A 15,422-nucleotide genomic window follows, 5' to 3' on the forward strand; every position below is an offset into this window, starting at 1 on the left:
ATTGTGCGGCTAGCTTCGCTGGCTGCTGACCGAGACGGTTTCGCCCGTCATGTACGACGAGTAGCCGCTGGCCAGGAAGACGATGACGTTGGCGACCTCCCAGGGCTCGGCGTACCGGCCGAAGGCCTCGCGGGCGGTGAGTTCGGTGAGCAGTTCCTCGCTGGTCACCTTCACCAGGTGCGGGTGCATCGCCAGACTCGGTGCGACGGCGTTGACCCGTACGCCGAACGCGGCGGCCTCCAGTGCCGCGCAGCGGGTCAGGGCCATGACGCCGGCCTTGGCGGCGGCGTAGTGGGCCTGGCCGGTCTGGGCGCGCCAGCCGACGACGGACGCGTTGTTGACGACGACCCCGCCCCGGCCGGCCGCCTTCAGGGAGCGCAGCGCGGCGCGGGTGCAGCGGAAGGTGCCGTTCAGGGTGACGTCGAGGACGCGGGACCACTGCTCGTCGGTCATGTCGACGAGGTCGGCGGTGCCGCCGAGGCCCGCGTTGTTGACGACGATGTCGAGGCCGCCGTGGGTCTGCTCGGCGTGTGCGAAGAGGGCCCGTACCTGTTCCTCGTCGGTGACGTCGCAGGGCAGGGAGGTGACGCGGCCGGCCCCGAATTCGGCCGCGAGCGCGTCCTCGGTCTCCTTGAGGCGGCGGACGTGGGCGTCGCCGATGACGATCCGGGCGCCCTCCTCCAGGAAGCGGCGGGCGGTGGCGCCGCCGATCCCGGCCCCGGCGGCGGCGGTGATGACGGCGGTGCGGTCCTTCAGCAGGTGGTGGCCGGCGGTGTACCGGGGCTCGTTCATGCGAACTCCTCGACGCTGCTCATGGCCGTACGTTAACCTACCAAACACTTGTTAGGGAAGCGCGCGAAGGCGTTCCGTGAAGGCGTTCCAAGGAGGCGGGCACCCGATGGACCTCACCCAGACGGCGGAGGTGGCGGCCTTCCGGGCCGAGGCCCGGGCCTGGCTGGCCGACCACGTCCCCGCGTCCCCGCTGCCCTCGCTGGAGACGGCGGAGGGCTTCGCGGCGCACCGGGAGTGGGAGGGGCTGCTGCACGCGGACCGCTGGTCGGCGGTCTCCTGGCCCGAGCGGTACGGGGGCCGGGGCGTGGACCTGGTCACGTGGCTGGTGTTCGAGGAGGAGTACTGGGCGGCGGGCGCGCCCGGCCGCGTCTCGCAGAACGGCATCAGCCTCCTCGCCCCCACCCTCTTCGACCACGCGAACGAGGAGCAGCGGGCGCGGGTGCTGCCGTCGATGGCGAGCGGCGAGGTGATCTGGGCGCAGGCCTGGTCGGAGCCCGAGTCCGGCTCCGACCTGGCCTCGCTCACCTCCCGGGCGGTGCGCACCGGGGGCGGCTGGCTGCTGTCCGGGCAGAAGACCTGGTCCTCGCGGGCGGCCTTCGCGGACCGCGCCTTCGGCCTCTTCCGCACGGACCCGGACGCGCCCAGGCCGCACCAGGGGCTGACGTATCTGATGTTCGACCTGCGGGCGCCGGGGGTGACGGTGCGGCCCATCGGCCGGCTGGACGGCAAGCCCGCCTTCGCGGAGCTCTTCCTGGACGAGGTGTTCGTACCGGACGCGGACGTGATCGGCGAGCCGGGGCAGGGCTGGCGGATCGCGATGTCGACGACGGGCAACGAGCGGGGGCTGACGCTGCGCTCCCCCGGCCGGTTCCTGGCGGCGGCGGACCGTCTGGTCGCGTTGTGGGAGTCGGCCGGGGACCGGTCCGACACCGCGCTGCGCGACCGGGTGGCGGACGCGGTGGTCGGGGCGCGCGCCTACGAGCTGTTCACGTGGGCCGGCGCCGCGCGCTTCGCGGCGGGCGCCTCGATCGGCGCCGAGTCCAGTCTGAACAAGGTGTTCTGGTCGCAGTACGACATCGCCCTGCACGAGACGGCGCTGGACCTGCTGGGCGCGGACGCGGAGCTCGCGGAGGGCGCGTGGGCCGAACCGTGGGTCTTCTCGCTGGCCGGCCCCATCTACGCGGGGACCAACGAGATCCAGCGCGACATCATCGCCGAGCGGCTGCTCGGCCTTCCGAAGGGCCGCCGCTGATGCGCTTCCTGCCGACCGACGAGCAGTCGGACTTCGCGCGCACGCTGCGCTCGCTGCTGGGCGCGGCGGACGTGCCGGCCGCCGTACGGGCCTGGGCGGGCGGCGCGTACGGGCCCGGGCGCGCGCTGTGGTCGCGGCTGGCCGGGACCGGCCTGTTCGCCCTGGCCGCGCCGGAGGACTGGGACGGGGCGGGCCTGCTGCCGGTCGAGCTGTCCCTCGGGTTCGTGGAGCTGGGGCGGGCCGGGGTGCCGGGGCCGCTGGTGGAGACGGCGGCCGCGTCGGTGCTCCTCTCCGAGCTGGGGGACCAGGGGCCGGCGAAACGGTTCCTGCCGGGGCTGGTCGCGGGCGAGACCTCGGCGACGCTGACGCTGCCGGGCGGCGGTGCGTACGCCCTGGACGCGGACGCGGCGACGTACTGCTTCACGGTGTCGGCGGCGGGCGAGCTCCGCCTGTCGCGGGGCGCGGCGGACGGCGCGGTGCTGGCCTCGCTGGACCCGGCCCGCCGGCTCTCGGTCCCGGCGGGCGGGGAGCTCCTCGCCTCGGGGCCGTCCGTGACGGCGGCGGCGGACACGGCCGCCCGCTGGGCGCGGCTGCTGACGGCGGCCCAGTGCCTGGGGGTCGGCGAGGCCCTGCTGGCCGCCACGGTGCAGTACGCGAAGCAGCGCACGCAGTTCGGCGCGCCGATCGGGTCCTTCCAGGCGGTCAAGCACCGGCTGGCGGACACCCTGCTGGGGCTGGAGTTCGCCCGGCCCCTGCTGTGGGCGGCAGCGCTGTCGACGGACCCGGGGGACGTGGCCGCGGCGAAGCTCACGGCGGGCGAGGCGGCGTACGCGGCGGCGGGGACGGCCCTCCAGCTGCACGGGGCGGTCGGCTACACGGAGGAGCTGGACCTGTCGCTGTGGCTGCGCAAGGCCCGCCCGCTGCGGGACGCGTGGGGCACGCCCTCGGCCTGCCGGGCGGCGGTCCTCGAGGCGCGGGGGCGATAGCGGGGGCGGGCCGGGGCCGTCGTTCGCGGCGCGCCGTCACCCGCCGAGCCGGGCCACGCGCAGGGTGACGACGTAGGACTCCTCGACCGTTCCGCCGGGGAAGAGGGCCAGCAGCCGCTCCCGCTCGGCCGCCGTGAACGCGCGGGTGCCGGCCTCGCCGAGGAGGAGGAAGGCGGAGTGGCTGGCCTGGTTGGCGAGGTGGCGGTCGAGCGGGATCCGCCGCGACCAGCGGACCTCCCGGGTGGTGAGGCCGAGCCCGTCCGGGGATTCGCGCGGGGGCAGCCCGATCGCCTCGGTGCGCTCGCCGATCCGGGCGCGCTGCGCGGCGATCCACGGCACGGAGAGGTCCAGGTCGTTCCACCACAGGGCGAGCGCGCCGCCGGGGCGCAGCACCCGGCGGGCCTCGGGGACGGAGCGCGCGGGGTCGGTCCAGTGCCAGGCCTGGGCGTAGGTGAGGAAGTCGAAGGCGGCGTCCGCCAGCGGCAGCCGGTCGCCGTCCCCGCGCACGACCGGGATCCCCGGGTGGGCCCGCCGGAACTCGGCGGCCATCCCGTCCCCCGGCTCCACGGCGACGACCTCGGCCCCGCGGTCCCGCATCAGCCCGCTGGCGATCCCGGTCCCCGCCCCGACGTCGGCCACCCGCGCCCCGGCGAGCGGGCGCCCGGCGAGCTCCTCGACGGCGTCGAACAGGGCGGGGGGATAGCCGGGCCGGTTCGCGGCGTACAGCGCGGCGGCGGCGTCGAAGGACCGGGCGCGTTTCGTCATGCGGCCATTGTTTGCGAGACGGCGGTCATGTACAGCGGCGTCGGCAGCGGCTTCGAGCAGCAGACCCTGCCGTGGACTAAATCCGGCACGGTCGAACTCACCGCGGCCGAGCAGAAGGTGGGCTACCTGGTGAACGTGGTCCGGGCACGGTCACCGGCGCCGACGGGAAGCTCCAGCAGGCGCCTCGCGTCATCAAGGTCGACGGCAAGAAGGTCGCGGAGAGCGACGGCGTCACCGACGCCAAGGGCTGCTCGTACACGATCAAGTAGCCCGCCGGGCCGGGTCAGTCGCGGGGGCGGCGCAGGGAGAGCCGGGCGAGGGCGGCCGTCTGGAAGAGGAGGAGCGCGCCGGTGCCCGCCGCCTGCCGGAGCGGTTCGGACGGGCGCGTGCCGAGGGACCAGACCGGGCCGCCGGGGTCCACGGTCACCGCCAGCCGGGCGCCGACCGGGAGGTCCAGGGAGACCGGGCCGGGGAGGCCGCGGCCGGCTTCCGTGCGCAGCCGCAGGGACGGGGAGTATCCGGAGCCGTCCTCCACCATGGCGCGTTCCGCGACCACCGCCGTCTCCTCGCGGCCGCGGTCGTGGAGGGTCTGCCGCTCCCAGGTGATCCCGCCGAGCACCGCGACCCCGACCGCGGCGAAGGCGAGGGCGGTGCGGGCCACGAACTCCGCGCCGGTGCCGTGCGGTACGGCCGCGCCGACGACGAAGACCGCCAGCAGTACCGGGACCCAGCTCCCCTCGGGGCCCCGCAGCAGCAGGATCGCTCCGAACTCGGCTGTCAGCAGGAGGCAGTTGCGGAGCAGTGCGCCGCCGAGCCGCCGCGTCAGTGCAGGCATGGACACATCATGCCCGGCCCATGCGGTGCGGGCACGGCCGCCACCGCGCCGTCATCCCGCCGTCGTCCCGCCGTCCACCGCGAACTCCGTACCCGTCACGTACGAGGACGCCTCCGAGCACAGGAAGACGACCAGCTCCCCGACCTCCTGCGGCCGCCCCATCCGCCCCAGCGGCACGTGCGACCAGTCCCGGCCCGCGACCGCTTCGGCCACCATCGGCGTGTCGATGGCGCCCGGGTGCACCGAGTTGACCCGGATCCGGTCCGCCGCCAGGTCCAGCGCCGCCGACCGGGTCAGCCCGCGCAGGGCGAACTTGGTGGAGCCGTAGGCCGCGTGGCCCCGTATCCCGGCCAGTCCGGCCGTCGAGGAGATGTTGACGATCGAGCCGCCTCCGCCCGCCCGGAGCACCGGCGCCACGGCCTGGATGCCGAGGAAGGGCCCCAGCAGGTTGACCCGCAGCAGCGCCTCGAATTCGTCGAGCCGCTGCCGTTCCACATGGGCCGTGCGCCACAGGGCCGCGTTGTTGACCAGCGCCGAGATCGTGCCGAAGGCCGCGACCGCCGCCCGAACGACCTCGGCCCAGCCGTCCGCGTCGGCCACGTCGTGCCGTACGTACAGCCCCTGGCCGCCGAGTTCCGCGGCCACCGCCCGGCCCTCTTCCTCCCGTACGTCGGTGACGACGACGCGCGCCCCCGCCTCCGCACACAGCCGGGCCCCCGCCGCGCCCTGCCCGCGCCCCGCGCCGGTGATGACGACGACCTTCCCCTCGAGGGAGACGCCCACGGTTCCACCCCTCTCCCGTCCGCTGACCTTTCGATCAGCCATATGTCTAACAGTCATGGAGCGCGGCAGGAAGGGCGCTGCGCGGCCCGGTCGCGGACCGACCTCGCCAGACCGGCCCCGGGGACCGGCCGGCGCCCGTATTCTCGGCGGCATGACGGGCAGCGCGATCAGCCTCCGCAAGGTCGAGGAGACGGCTCCGGCTCTCGTGAGCCTGTACAAGAGCGCCGGGGTCTCCCTGCGCAAGTACGGCCTGGAGGGCGGGCGCGCCGCGGTCTACCTGGTCCTGGACTACTCCGGATCGATGCGGCCGTACTACGAGGACGGCAGCGTGCAGGCCCTCGCCGACCGGGTGCTGGGCCTGTCCGCACACCTGGACGACGACGCCGTGGTGCCGGTGGTCTTCTTTTCCACGGACATCGACGCGCTGGAGGAGATCTCCCTCACCGGGTACGAGGGGAAGGTCACCGCGATCGCCTCGCGCCTCGGCCATATGGGCAAGACGTCCTACCACGCGGCGATGGACGCGGTGATCGACCACTACCTGGACTCGGGATCCGCACACCCCGCCCTCGTCGTCTTCCAGACCGACGGCGGACCGGTCAGCAGGCACGCGGCGGAGAAGTACCTGTGCAAGGCGGCCCGCCTGCCGCTCTTCTGGCAGTTCATCGGCTTCGGAAACACCCGCAGCACCCAGTTCGACTTCCTGCGCCGACTGGACGAACTGCCGGTCCCGTCCCGGCGCGTCGTGGACAACGCGGGCTACTTCCACGCGGGCGCGGATCCGCGGGCGGTCCCGGACCCGGAGCTGTACGACCGCCTGCTCGGAGAGTTCCCGGTCTGGCTGGCGGCGGCACGCGGCGCGGGCATCGTGCGCGTCTGAGGCGGCGGGGGGCGGGGGCACGCGCTTTGATGGACGCATGACGACGAACAACTGGGCAGCGTTCGAGAAGGCGGAGCCGGAGTTCGCGGCGGCCGTCCAGGCCCGCTTCGCGCAGTACCCCCACCACGTCCTGGCCACCCTGCGCAAGGACGGCTCTCCGCGCGTCGCCGGGCTGAACGTCGACATCCGCGGCGGGGAGCTGTGGCTCGGCATGATGCCGGGCTCGATGAAGGCCCGGGACCTGCAGCGCGATCCCCGTTTCGCCCTGCACACCAACCCGGGCGAGGGCGAGACGATGCCGGACGGGGACGTACGGATCTCCGGGCGCGCGGTGGAGGTGGTGGACCCGCCCGAGCTGCACCGGTACGCGGAGGAGACGGAGAGCCCGCACCCCTTCCACCTGTTCCACGTCCAGCTGGCGGAGGTCGTCCACACCGGTGTGGAGGGCGACGACCTGGTGCTGCGGTCGTGGACCCCGGCGGGAGGCCTGCGCACCATCCGCCGGGGCGATGACGACGAACCCCCGCGCGAGGACCCCCGCGAGGAGCCCCACGAGGCTCCCCGCGAGGACCCGCCGGCCGGTCCTAGCTGAGCCGGAAGACGCCGCCGGTCCCCAGGACGGAGGGGTCGACGTCGACCCAGTTGCGGTCGATGTTGATGGTGACCCCGCCGTAGGTGGCGTCGTGGTCGCCGCGGAACTGGTGGGCGCGGCGCCGGCCGGCCCACTGCGGGGTGGCGGCGGGCAGGCCCATGTCGGCGTCGGCGACGGAGGCCGCGCCGTTCCAGCGGGCCACCCACAGCACGTCCGGCATGGCCTCGGGGGCCTGCCGGTGGTGGGCGCTCAGCGCCTTGACCCCGGAGCCCGCCGAGACGTAGGCGGCGGAGCGGTAGCCGAGCTCGTGCAGCCGGACCGTCCACGCGGTCAGGTAGGCGACGACCGGGGCGTCCCAGGTCGCGCGGTCGGAGTAGTTCTCCAGGTCGTTGTAGAGCACGGTGCCCGTGGGCAGGCCCAGCGACGCGGCGGCGGCCACCGCTCCGTCGGCGGCGGACCGGCCCTGCCCGTCGGCCTCGGAGGGGTCGGTGGACAGGCCGGTGCTGGCGCTGTTCCACGGCTGCGGGCCCACCCAGATCGGCATCAGGTGCCACCCGGCCTCGGCCTGTCGCCGTACCCAGTCGGCGGTGAGCTGCGGCTGGGCACAGGCCCGGGCGCGGCCGCCGATGTAGATGCCGACCGCCCGGAAGGGGGAGGCGGCGCGCCAGGCGTCCATGGACTTCTGGGTGGGGGCGGTGCAGGCGTCGAAGCCCTCGCCGGTGAAGGCCTGCTGGGCGTTGCGGGGCTCCGGGCCGTCGGCGGCGGGCCTGGCCGGGGGCGCGGCGGGGGCGGGGAGCACGGCGGGGGCGCCGGCGGGCACCGCGCGGGCGCGGGCCAGGACCCGGCGTACGGCATCGGGCGCGGTCCCGTACGAGACGGTGGCCATGACCCCGGGCCGGAGCAGCGCGTACCGCAGTTCGTTGCTGTCGGTCCGCGGCGGGGCCCCGGGCAGTGTGGTGCCCGATTCCACGGTGAAGGTGGGGATGTCGGCGCGCCGCGGTGCCCCGTCGAGGGGTTCGAGGTGCAGGGTGTCGGCGCGGCTGACGGCGGCCCGGCCGGTGCACTCGCTCTGGGTGCCGGCATGGCCGAGGTACAGGGTGGGCAGGTCGAGGCGCAGGCAGGCACCGGGCTCGCGGTCGAGGTCGACGACCCGCCAGTCGGCGGGGACGGCGAGGCGCAGACCGCCGTAGTCGACGGTGCGCGCGTCGGCGGCGGCTGTCGTCGCCGACGGAAGTACGGGGACCAGGAGGGCGGCGCCGAGGAGGCCGCTCAGCAGCGTTCGGATGGGGGCCATGATCCGGATAGTTACCAGACTGCGGGGCCCCTCAACGTGGAGGAGGGGCCCCGCAGATGGTCCGTACGGCCCATCGCGCGCGGACCGGGCGCCCCTACGGCGCCGGCTGGTCCCGGAAGGCGGGCAGGTCGAAGACGCGCCGGCGGCCGGTGTCGTCCATGAGCTCGACCAGGGGCAGCACCAGCGCCCACAGGTCCTGCCGGGCGACCTCCCGGACCAGCGCGTCCAGCTCCTCGTCGCCGAGCCCGGCGGCGGCGTCCGCCACGGTCTTGCGCGCGTCGGCGGGCAGTGCGCCGGCCAGCGGCAGGAAGGCGCCCCACAGACCGGTCGCCACGACGGCCCGTACCGCCCCGGCCAGTACCCCGGGATCGTGCAGGGGTTCCAGCCGGGCCACGGCGAGCCGGTCCTCCTCGCCGAGCAGGGCGACCAGGGGCAGCAGCGTCTCCCAGAGCCCGGCTTCGTGCGTCACCCGCACGAGTGAGGCCAGCTCGGGCCCGTCAAGGCGGGCGGTGAGCCGGGCGATGCGCAGCCGCTGCTCCCCGCCGACCGCGTCGGCGACGGCGAGGGCCTCCTCCCAGAGCCCGGCGGCCGCGGCGGCCCGCACCACCGCGCCGAGGCGGTCGTCGTCCATCAGCTCCAGGATGCGCGGGAGCCGCTCCGGCTGGTCGGCGTAGAACCCGGCGCGCAGTACGTCGGTGTCGCCGATCTGCTCCAGGATCCGGCCGAGCACCCCGTCCCTCAGGTGCCCGACGAAGCGGCCCATGGTGAGGTGGTCGCGCCGTTCGGCGAGGGCGACGGCGATCCGTACGACGAGCCCCTCCTCCAGCCGGTCCACGATCCCGGCGATCTTCCTGGGGGCGAGGTGGGCGCAGGACTCGGCGGTGAAGTCCACGGGCAGCCGGGCGATGATGTCGGCGGCGCGGCCGGCCTCCAGCCGTCCGGCGACCGCGGCGGCGAGCCGCGGGCCCAGTGCCTTCTGCGAGATGGCGGCGGCGACCGCGGCGGGCACCAGCTTGGTGGCGGCGGCGATGCGGTCGAGCATCTCGGGGGCGCCGTCGTTCAGTGCGGCGCTCGCCTGCTCCCGGAAGGCGCGTACGTCCTCGCCCGGCAGCCCTGCCAGGAATCCGAGGCCGCCGGCGTCCAGGCCCATCAGCCGGGCGGTCTTCTCCACCTCGGCGCGGCGCGCGGCGCTCACCCGAACAGCACCTTGCGCACGGCTCCGCGGGCGAGGGCGGGCACCAGCCTGAGCGCCTCCTCGGCGGCCTCGTTCAGCCCGTCGGCCTGCCGCTCCCGCTGCCCCCGCACGGCGTCGGCCAGCCGCGCCACGTCCCCGGCGGCCAGTCCCCCGAACGATCCGGGCGGCCGTACTCCGCCCAACTCGGCAGCCAGTCGGGCCAGTTCCTGATCCACACTCACGGGTGACCTCCCGGACGAGAGAAGACGACGACGGCTCGCCGTGAGCGTGGCCCCGTATTGACTATTAGTCAATACTCGCTGGTAAGTACCTAGGTACCCGTACTCAGGCGACTGTCAGTGCCACTGGCTAACGTCGCGGATGTCGAGTCGAACGGCACGACATCACATGGGGGGATCACATGAAGAAGCAGGCCACCACCCTCGCCGCGCTGACCGCGGCGGTCACCCTGGCACTCGCGGCGGCGCCGGCCCAGGCCGCACCGGGCGACGAGATCATCGGCTACCCGGGACCCGACGGGCTGATCTGGATCGCCGAGAAGACCGGCTCCGGCGGCTTCGTCTCGGGCGGCCTCGCGCCGGACCTGGACACGTTCCTCAACTTCGGCTGCGCCGACGGCGGCAGCATAGAGGTGACCTTCCGCCTCTCCGGCCACCCGGACCGCGACCCGGCCCCCTTCACGGTCGACTGCCCCGACAGCACCCCGACCCTGGTCACCGTCCCGCTCGGCACGGGCCTGCGCGGCGGCTACGTCGCCACGGTGACGGCCTCCTCCCCGTCCGTACGCTGGGGCGCCACGGTCGTTCAGCCCGAATAGCCGGGCCGCGCCCCGGCGACGGGACCGCCGTCCCCCGGTATCTGGTCCATATCCCTGCGCGACCGGTGCGGGGTGCCCCAGGATGTGCCTGTCGGGTGCGAGGGGGGACCGCGGGCGGTCCCGGAGCCATGGGGGGCGTGGCGGACGTGGCAGGACAGCTGATCGCGATGGCACTGGAGGACGGCGGTGAAGAGACCGCCGTCGTGTTCGAGGTCGACGGGGACCTGGCGGGCTCCGACCTTGAACTGGCGGCCGGGGACGGCCTGGTGGGACGGGCCCGCGTCTCGGTGCAGGACGCGCTGGACCAGGTGAAGCCCACGCTGGCGAAGGTCGCCCGGACCGTGCGTGAACTGGGCCCGGACGAGGCCGAGATCGAGTTCGGGCTGAAGATGGGCGGCGAGACCGGCGTCATCGTCGCCAAGGGCACGGCAGAGGTGAACTTCGCCGTCCGACTCGTCTGGCACCGCGCCTGAGCCGGATGGGGGCCCGGCGCGACGGGTTCGTCGTCAAAATTCGGCAGGGCAGCTCCGACGTTCCCGTCGGGGTCGGCTTCGTCGTCGGCGACAAGCACATCGTGACCTGCGCGCACGTCGTCAGCGTGGCCCTGGGCCGGCCGAAGGGGACCGCCGACCGGCCCGGTGACGAGGCCCGTATCCAGGTCGAGTTCGTGCTGCTCGGCGACGCCGAGGGAGGCCCGCTGCGCAACTGCCGGATCGCGGCCTGGGATCCGCCCCCGGGGGCGGGCCGGCCGGGCCGCGACATCGCGGGCCTCGTCCTGGTGGGCGGGGACACCCTGCCGGTGGGGGCGGGCCCGGCCCGGCTCGTCGATCCGCGGAACGGTCTCGCGGAGAGCACCGAGGTGTCCGTCTTCGGCTACCCGGGCAGTCCCCCGCGCAAGGCCAACGGCGCGTGGAGCAGCTGTGTGCTGCGCGGCGCCGTCGGCGGCGGGCTGGTGCAGCTCGACGCCTCCGCCGAGTCCGCGCTGCGCGCCCAGCCCGGCTACAGCGGCTCGCCCGCCATCATGTCGGACCGCTGGGGCGACGCGGTGATCGGCATGCTGGCCGTCGCGAGCCGGGGCGGCGAGCACGAGGACGCGTACGCCGTCCCCCTGTCGGAGATGGCCTCGGCCTGGCCGGAGGTGCTGGAGCGCAGCGTGCTGCCGCCGTGCCCCTACCGCGGCTTGCAGCCCTTCACCGCGGACGACGCCCGGGCGGGGGTGTTCGTGGGGCGGGAGAGGGAGATCGAACGGCTCCGGGCGATGCTCGGGAACCAGCCCTGCGTCGTGGTGGCCGGGCCCTCGGGCGTCGGCAAGTCCTCACTGGTCGCGGCCGGTCTGGAACCGGCGCTGGCCGCCGACGGGTGGACCGTCGCGAGCTTCCGGCCCGGCTCCGCCCCGTACGACTCGGTGGCGCGTGCGCTGCTGGACCTGGAGGACCCCGACGCCCACCCCACGCTGGAGCGGCTGGAGAGCCGGGCGCGGGCCCTGCGCGAGGAGGGGTTCTGGCCGGTCGCGACCCGGATCGCGCTGCTCACCGGCCGCCGGCTCGCCCTCGTCGGCGACCAGTTCGAGGAGGTCCTCAGCAACGGTGCGCGCGGGCTGCGGCAGGAGTTCCTCGAGCGGATGTTCCCCGAGCCGGACACCATGGGCGACGCGCCGGTCCGGCTCGTCTGCACCCTGCGCTCCGACTTCCTGCCGGACCTCCTGGACCTGCCCACCGTCGGCCCGCGGATCCAGGACCGCCAGCTCAACGTCTCCCCGCTGGACGAGGCCGCACTGACCCGGGTGATCGTGGAACCGGCCGCCGCGGCCGGAGTCGTCTACAGCCAGGGTGTCGCCGAGGCCATCGCCGCCGAGGCCGCGAAGGCCCCGGGCAGCCTGCCGCTGCTCGAGTTCGCCCTCACCGAGCTCTGGCCGATGCAGCAGGAACGGAAGATCACCTTCGATGGGTACCACGCACTGGGCGGCGTCTCGGGGGCCCTCAACCGGCACGCCGAGAAGGCCTTCCAGTTCCTGGCCCGGCAGCTGGACGAGGCCCCGATCCGGCGGGTGCTGCTGTCGATGGTGCGGGCCCGCGGCGGGGCGAGCAGCGCGGTCCGGGTGACCGCGCTGAAGGCCCATCTGGGCCGGGACTGGCACGTCGCCCAGCTGCTGGCCGAGCCCGACCGGCGGCTGGTGGTGCTCGGGACGACCGGGCCGGGGACGGCCGAGATCGCCCACGAGGCGCTGATCAGGGAATGGATCAGGCTCGCCGACTGGGTCGACGCGGACGCCGACTTCCAGCAGTGGCTGGCCGTGATGGAGGAGCGCGCCGCGGACGGGGACCTGCTGTCCGCGACGCGGGTGTCGGAGGCGGAGCACTGGCTGCGCGAGCGCAGCACCGACGTGCCGAGCGTGGTGAGCGAGTTCGTCGAGCGCAGCACGGCCGCGGTCCTCGTCCAGCGGCACAACGAGGTCCTGCTGACCAAGTCGCAGGAGCTGACCGAGCAGTGGCGCGAGCGGTCCACGATGCTGGAGGAGAAGGCGGCGCGGCTGGCGCTGCGCAAGAGCGAGATCGAGGTCCAGCTCACCGAGATCGACGAGGCCCGGCAGGCCCTTCAGGAGCACAACGAGCTGCTGGCCGTGTCGATCCGGGACAAGAGCGAGTTCCTGGCGAACATGTCGCACGAGCTGCGCACTCCGCTGAGCTCCCTGCAACTGCTGGCGCAGGAGCTCGCGGACAACGCGGACGGGACGCTCACCCCCAAGCAGGTCGAGTACGCCCGGGCCATCCAAGGAGCCGGGCGCGACCTGCTCTCCCTGCTGGACGACATCCTCGACCTGTCCGACGCGGAGACCGGCCGGATGGAGATCGTCCCGGTCCGGGTGCCGCTGCTCCAGGTCGCCGACCACCTCGACGCGGCCTTCTCGCCGCTGGCGGAGGAGAAGGGGCTGGGCCTGCACGTACGGGTGGCGCCCGAACTGCCGGAGACGCTGCACGCGGACGAACGCCGTCTGCTCCAGATCCTGCGGAGCCTGCTGGCCAACGCCGTGAAGTTCACCGACCGGGGCGAGGTACGGCTTGACATCCAGCCCGTCTCCGGAGGTTTCGGTGCCCGGCTCGCCGACGTGAAGGCGGCGGAGCTGATCGCCTTCTCGGTGGCCGACACGGGCATCGGGATCCCCGACGGCAGGCTCCAGGCCATCTTCGAGGCGTTCACGCACGCCGGCGACCCGGCCGACACCCGGCACGTCGGGACGGGGCTCGGGCTGTCCATCAGCCGGGAGATCGCGCGGCTGATGGACGGCGGGATCCACGTGTCGAGCGAACGCGGCCTGGGCTCCGTGTTCACCCTCTACCTGCCCCTCGTCTCGGGCGGCCCGATGCCCCACCCCGACCTACGGGACGCCCCCGTCGTCACGGACCCGGCCCCCACCCCGGCCCTCGCCGCCCCGGCGTACGGCTTCAGCGGCCAGAAGATCCTCATCGTGGACGACGACGTCCGTACCGCCTTCGCCCTGACCACGGACTTCGAACGCCACGGCCTGGAGGTCCTGTGGGCCGAAGGCGCCCCCCAGGCCGTCGCCGTGGTCACCGCCGAACCGGAGGTGGCCCTCGTCCTCATGCGCCTGCCCGCGCACGGGATGACCGCCGCCTCCACGACCGCCTCGGTGATCGCCCGGCTCCGGGGCCCGGCCGACCGCCCCCTCATCGCCCTGACCCACAAACCCACCCCCACGGACCGCGAAAAGGCCCTGAGATCGGGCGCGTCCGACTACACGGCAGAACCCCAGGACGGCGAACAACTCCTCCCCCTGATCCACCACTGGCTCGACAAACACCACCAAGACACGTGACGGGGACCCGGGAGGACTATGTGACCGGCAACGGATGGACCAGCACGTCGATGCCGTACCTGGCACCCCGCCCAGCCGGGGCGTCGGACGCCTGGACCGAAGAGGCGGAGGCGAAGGGCCGCCGAGGCGGGCAGCGCATCATCGAGGCGCGGCAGGCGCCGGCCACCCCCGAAGTCGCCTCGCTGCTCGGCCTGACGCAGGGGCAGCCGGTCGTCGTACGACGCCGTGTCATCGAACTGGACGGCACTCCATGCGAGTTGACCGACACCTACTACCCCGCCGACATCGCGGCGGGCACACCGCTCGCGGGTACCGCGAAGATCCCCGGCGGGGCGGTCACTCTGCTGGCAGCGCTGGGGCACATCGGCGTGCGCGTCACCGAGGACGTGACGGCCCGCATGCCGAGCGCCGAGGAACGCGAGCAGCTGCGCCTGGGCGAGGCCGAACCGGTTCTGCGGCTGTCCCGCGTCACGTACGACGCGACGGACCGGGCCATCCAGGCGGACATGATGGTGATGCCGTCGGCACGACAGCAGCTCCGGTACGAGATCAGGATCGGATGACCTTGCCCACCACGGACGACGCCGCCCCCGGCCCCCGGCCGCTGCACGCACGCATCGCCGCCGACCTGCGCGACGAGATCATGAGCGGCGACCTTGCGCCGGGCTCCGCGTTGCCGTCCACGGCACGCCTCAAGAGCCGGTTCGACGCGTCCAACGCCACGATCCAGAAGGCCGTCCAGCTCCTCAAAGATGAAGGCCTGGTCGTAGGCCGGGCAGGCGCGGCCGTGACGGTACGGGCCAATCGCCAGCGGACCGTGCGGCCCGCCGGCTCCCTCAAGCGGGGAGCCCCTGGGGCCGTGTTCCCGTGGCTCGCCGAAGTCGCGGGCCACCAGGCGCAGGCCCGCAGCGTCCTGCTCGCCGTGGAGGAAGTGCCGGTCGACGGGGACGCCGCCACCGCCCTCGGGCTGCCGGAGGGAGCCTTGGCCGTGCGCCGTCGGCAGCTGATCCGCGTCGACGAGGAACCCGCGGAGCTGGTCAGCACGTACTACCCGCCGGGCATCGCCCGCGGTACCGCTCTCGCCGAACCGCTCCGCATCAGGGGCGGCACCCCCACCCTGCTCGCGGACCTCGGCTTCCCTCCCCGCCGCAGCGTGGACCGGATCTCCGCCCGGGTGGCAACGCAGGAGCAGTACGCGGCTCTGCGCCTGCCCGGGACCTGCCAGTGCTGCGTACCCTCCGGACGGTGTACGGCGATGACGGGCGCGCCCTCGAAGTCACCGTCATGGTGAAGGGCGGACACCTCTACGAGCTCCAGTACGAGTTCACCCCCGAATAGCCGCCCCCGAACGCCACAGCGCCCGCCATCCCTGGTCGGGGACATGGCGGGCGCTGCG

15 protein-coding genes and 1 pseudogene are annotated in these 15,422 nt (G+C 74.2%); 9 read left to right on the forward strand and 7 right to left on the reverse strand.

Annotated features, from left to right (window positions below):
- Window positions 1-9 precede the first annotated feature (9 nt).
- The gene (locus tag ACTVZO_RS11575; RefSeq protein WP_443298296.1) at window positions 10-792 is read right to left on the reverse strand and encodes an SDR family oxidoreductase; all 783 of its coding nucleotides are present in this window, start codon (window positions 790-792) and stop codon (window positions 10-12) included.
- Window positions 793-898: 106 nt separating this feature from the next.
- On the opposite strand from ACTVZO_RS11575, the gene ACTVZO_RS11580 reads away from it, so the two are divergent.
- Together ACTVZO_RS11580 and ACTVZO_RS11585 are read left to right on the forward strand one after the other, a co-directional pair.
- Window positions 899-2,044 (forward strand): acyl-CoA dehydrogenase family protein, encoded by a 1,146-nt coding sequence (locus ACTVZO_RS11580; RefSeq protein ID WP_443298297.1) that lies wholly within the window; start codon window positions 899-901, stop codon window positions 2,042-2,044.
- Window positions 2,044-3,030, forward strand: coding sequence for an acyl-CoA dehydrogenase family protein (locus ACTVZO_RS11585; protein ID WP_443298298.1), 987 nt, complete (start codon window positions 2,044-2,046; stop codon window positions 3,028-3,030). The genes ACTVZO_RS11580 and ACTVZO_RS11585 overlap by 1 nt, the downstream gene beginning before the upstream one ends.
- Before the next feature lie 36 nt (window positions 3,031-3,066).
- On the opposite strand, the gene ACTVZO_RS11590 is transcribed toward ACTVZO_RS11585, so the two are convergent.
- The 3 genes from ACTVZO_RS11590 to ACTVZO_RS11600 form a co-directional block, all read right to left on the reverse strand.
- Window positions 3,067-3,795: a class I SAM-dependent methyltransferase gene (locus ACTVZO_RS11590; RefSeq protein WP_443298299.1), complete on the reverse strand. Its 729-nt coding sequence runs from the start codon at window positions 3,793-3,795 to the stop codon at window positions 3,067-3,069.
- A gap of 283 nt (window positions 3,796-4,078) precedes the next feature.
- Complete coding sequence (locus ACTVZO_RS11595) at window positions 4,079-4,630, reverse strand: hypothetical protein (RefSeq protein ID WP_443298300.1); 552 nt, start codon at window positions 4,628-4,630, stop codon at window positions 4,079-4,081.
- A gap of 51 nt (window positions 4,631-4,681) precedes the next feature.
- Window positions 4,682-5,455, reverse strand: coding sequence for a glucose 1-dehydrogenase (locus ACTVZO_RS11600; protein WP_443298301.1), 774 nt, complete (start codon window positions 5,453-5,455; stop codon window positions 4,682-4,684).
- Between the two features lie 109 nt (window positions 5,456-5,564).
- Between ACTVZO_RS11600 and ACTVZO_RS11605 the strand changes: the two genes are divergently transcribed.
- Both ACTVZO_RS11605 and ACTVZO_RS11610 read left to right on the forward strand, forming a co-directional pair.
- Window positions 5,565-6,293 carry a vWA domain-containing protein gene (locus ACTVZO_RS11605; protein ID WP_443298302.1) on the forward strand — a complete coding sequence of 243 codons (729 nt, stop codon included), beginning with the start codon at window positions 5,565-5,567 and terminating at the stop codon, window positions 6,291-6,293.
- Window positions 6,294-6,330: 37 nt separating this feature from the next.
- Entirely contained in the window at window positions 6,331-6,885 is a 555-nt protein-coding gene (locus ACTVZO_RS11610) for a pyridoxamine 5'-phosphate oxidase family protein (protein ID WP_443298303.1), read from the forward strand.
- Here ACTVZO_RS11610 and ACTVZO_RS11615 read toward each other — a convergent pair.
- The 3 genes from ACTVZO_RS11615 to ACTVZO_RS11625 all read right to left on the reverse strand — a co-directional run bounded on the left by ACTVZO_RS11615 (window position 6,878) and on the right by ACTVZO_RS11625 (window position 9,595).
- On the reverse strand, window positions 6,878-8,179 hold the full coding sequence (locus tag ACTVZO_RS11615; protein ID WP_443298304.1) for a DUF1906 domain-containing protein: 1,302 nt from the start codon (window positions 8,177-8,179) through the stop codon (window positions 6,878-6,880). The two genes, ACTVZO_RS11610 and ACTVZO_RS11615, sit on opposite strands and share 8 nt — an antisense overlap.
- Window positions 8,180-8,273: 94 nt before the next feature.
- A complete protein-coding gene (locus tag ACTVZO_RS11620; RefSeq protein WP_443298305.1) occupies window positions 8,274-9,374 on the reverse strand; it encodes a hypothetical protein in 1,101 nt (366 codons plus the stop codon).
- The gene (locus tag ACTVZO_RS11625; RefSeq protein WP_443298306.1) at window positions 9,371-9,595 is read right to left on the reverse strand and encodes a hypothetical protein; all 225 of its coding nucleotides are present in this window, start codon (window positions 9,593-9,595) and stop codon (window positions 9,371-9,373) included. The genes ACTVZO_RS11620 and ACTVZO_RS11625 overlap by 4 nt, the downstream gene beginning before the upstream one ends.
- Window positions 9,596-9,774: 179 nt before the next feature.
- Here ACTVZO_RS11625 and ACTVZO_RS11630 point away from each other — a divergent pair, with 179 nt between their 5' ends.
- From ACTVZO_RS11630 to ACTVZO_RS11650, 5 genes and pseudogenes are all read left to right on the forward strand, one after another.
- Window positions 9,775-10,191, forward strand: coding sequence for a hypothetical protein (locus tag ACTVZO_RS11630; RefSeq protein WP_443298307.1), 417 nt, complete (start codon window positions 9,775-9,777; stop codon window positions 10,189-10,191).
- A 137-nt stretch (window positions 10,192-10,328) separates the two neighbouring features.
- On the forward strand, window positions 10,329-10,664 hold the full coding sequence (locus ACTVZO_RS11635; protein WP_385065171.1) for a CU044_2847 family protein: 336 nt from the start codon (window positions 10,329-10,331) through the stop codon (window positions 10,662-10,664).
- Window positions 10,665-10,669: 5 nt separating this feature from the next.
- Window positions 10,670-14,026 (forward strand): nSTAND1 domain-containing NTPase, encoded by a 3,357-nt coding sequence (locus ACTVZO_RS11640; protein WP_443298308.1) that lies wholly within the window; start codon window positions 10,670-10,672, stop codon window positions 14,024-14,026.
- A gap of 20 nt (window positions 14,027-14,046) precedes the next feature.
- A complete protein-coding gene (locus ACTVZO_RS11645; RefSeq protein ID WP_443298309.1) occupies window positions 14,047-14,589 on the forward strand; it encodes a GntR family transcriptional regulator in 543 nt (180 codons plus the stop codon).
- Window positions 14,586-15,364 (forward strand): annotated as a pseudogene (locus ACTVZO_RS11650) (GntR family transcriptional regulator). Before ACTVZO_RS11645 ends, ACTVZO_RS11650 begins: the two are co-directional and overlap by 4 nt.
- Window positions 15,365-15,422: the final 58 nt, after the last annotated feature.

The sequence above is a fragment of the Streptomyces sp. IBSNAI002 genome (assembly GCF_052244475.1).
Lineage (GTDB): Bacteria > Actinomycetota > Actinomycetes > Streptomycetales > Streptomycetaceae > Streptomyces.

What these genes read in the sequence shown, in the direction of transcription:
- ACTVZO_RS11605 (WP_443298302.1), top strand. Translation starts at nt 5,565, where the DNA reads ATGACGGGCAGCGCGATCAGCCTCCGCAAGGTCGAGGAGACGGCTCCG.
- ACTVZO_RS11610 (WP_443298303.1), top strand. Translation starts at nt 6,331, where the DNA reads ATGACGACGAACAACTGGGCAGCGTTCGAGAAGGCGGAGCCGGAGTTC.
- ACTVZO_RS11580 (WP_443298297.1), top strand. Translation starts at nt 899, where the DNA reads ATGGACCTCACCCAGACGGCGGAGGTGGCGGCCTTCCGGGCCGAGGCC.
- ACTVZO_RS11575 (WP_443298296.1), bottom strand. Translation starts at nt 792, where the DNA reads ATGAACGAGCCCCGGTACACCGCCGGCCACCACCTGCTGAAGGACCGC.
- ACTVZO_RS11640 (WP_443298308.1), top strand. Translation starts at nt 10,670, where the DNA reads ATGGGGGCCCGGCGCGACGGGTTCGTCGTCAAAATTCGGCAGGGCAGC.
- ACTVZO_RS11615 (WP_443298304.1), bottom strand. Translation starts at nt 8,179, where the DNA reads ATGGCCCCCATCCGAACGCTGCTGAGCGGCCTCCTCGGCGCCGCCCTC.
- ACTVZO_RS11595 (WP_443298300.1), bottom strand. Translation starts at nt 4,630, where the DNA reads ATGCCTGCACTGACGCGGCGGCTCGGCGGCGCACTGCTCCGCAACTGC.
- ACTVZO_RS11600 (WP_443298301.1), bottom strand. Translation starts at nt 5,455, where the DNA reads ATGGCTGATCGAAAGGTCAGCGGACGGGAGAGGGGTGGAACCGTGGGC.
- ACTVZO_RS11585 (WP_443298298.1), top strand. Translation starts at nt 2,044, where the DNA reads ATGCGCTTCCTGCCGACCGACGAGCAGTCGGACTTCGCGCGCACGCTG.
- ACTVZO_RS11630 (WP_443298307.1), top strand. Translation starts at nt 9,775, where the DNA reads ATGAAGAAGCAGGCCACCACCCTCGCCGCGCTGACCGCGGCGGTCACC.
- ACTVZO_RS11590 (WP_443298299.1), bottom strand. Translation starts at nt 3,795, where the DNA reads ATGACGAAACGCGCCCGGTCCTTCGACGCCGCCGCCGCGCTGTACGCC.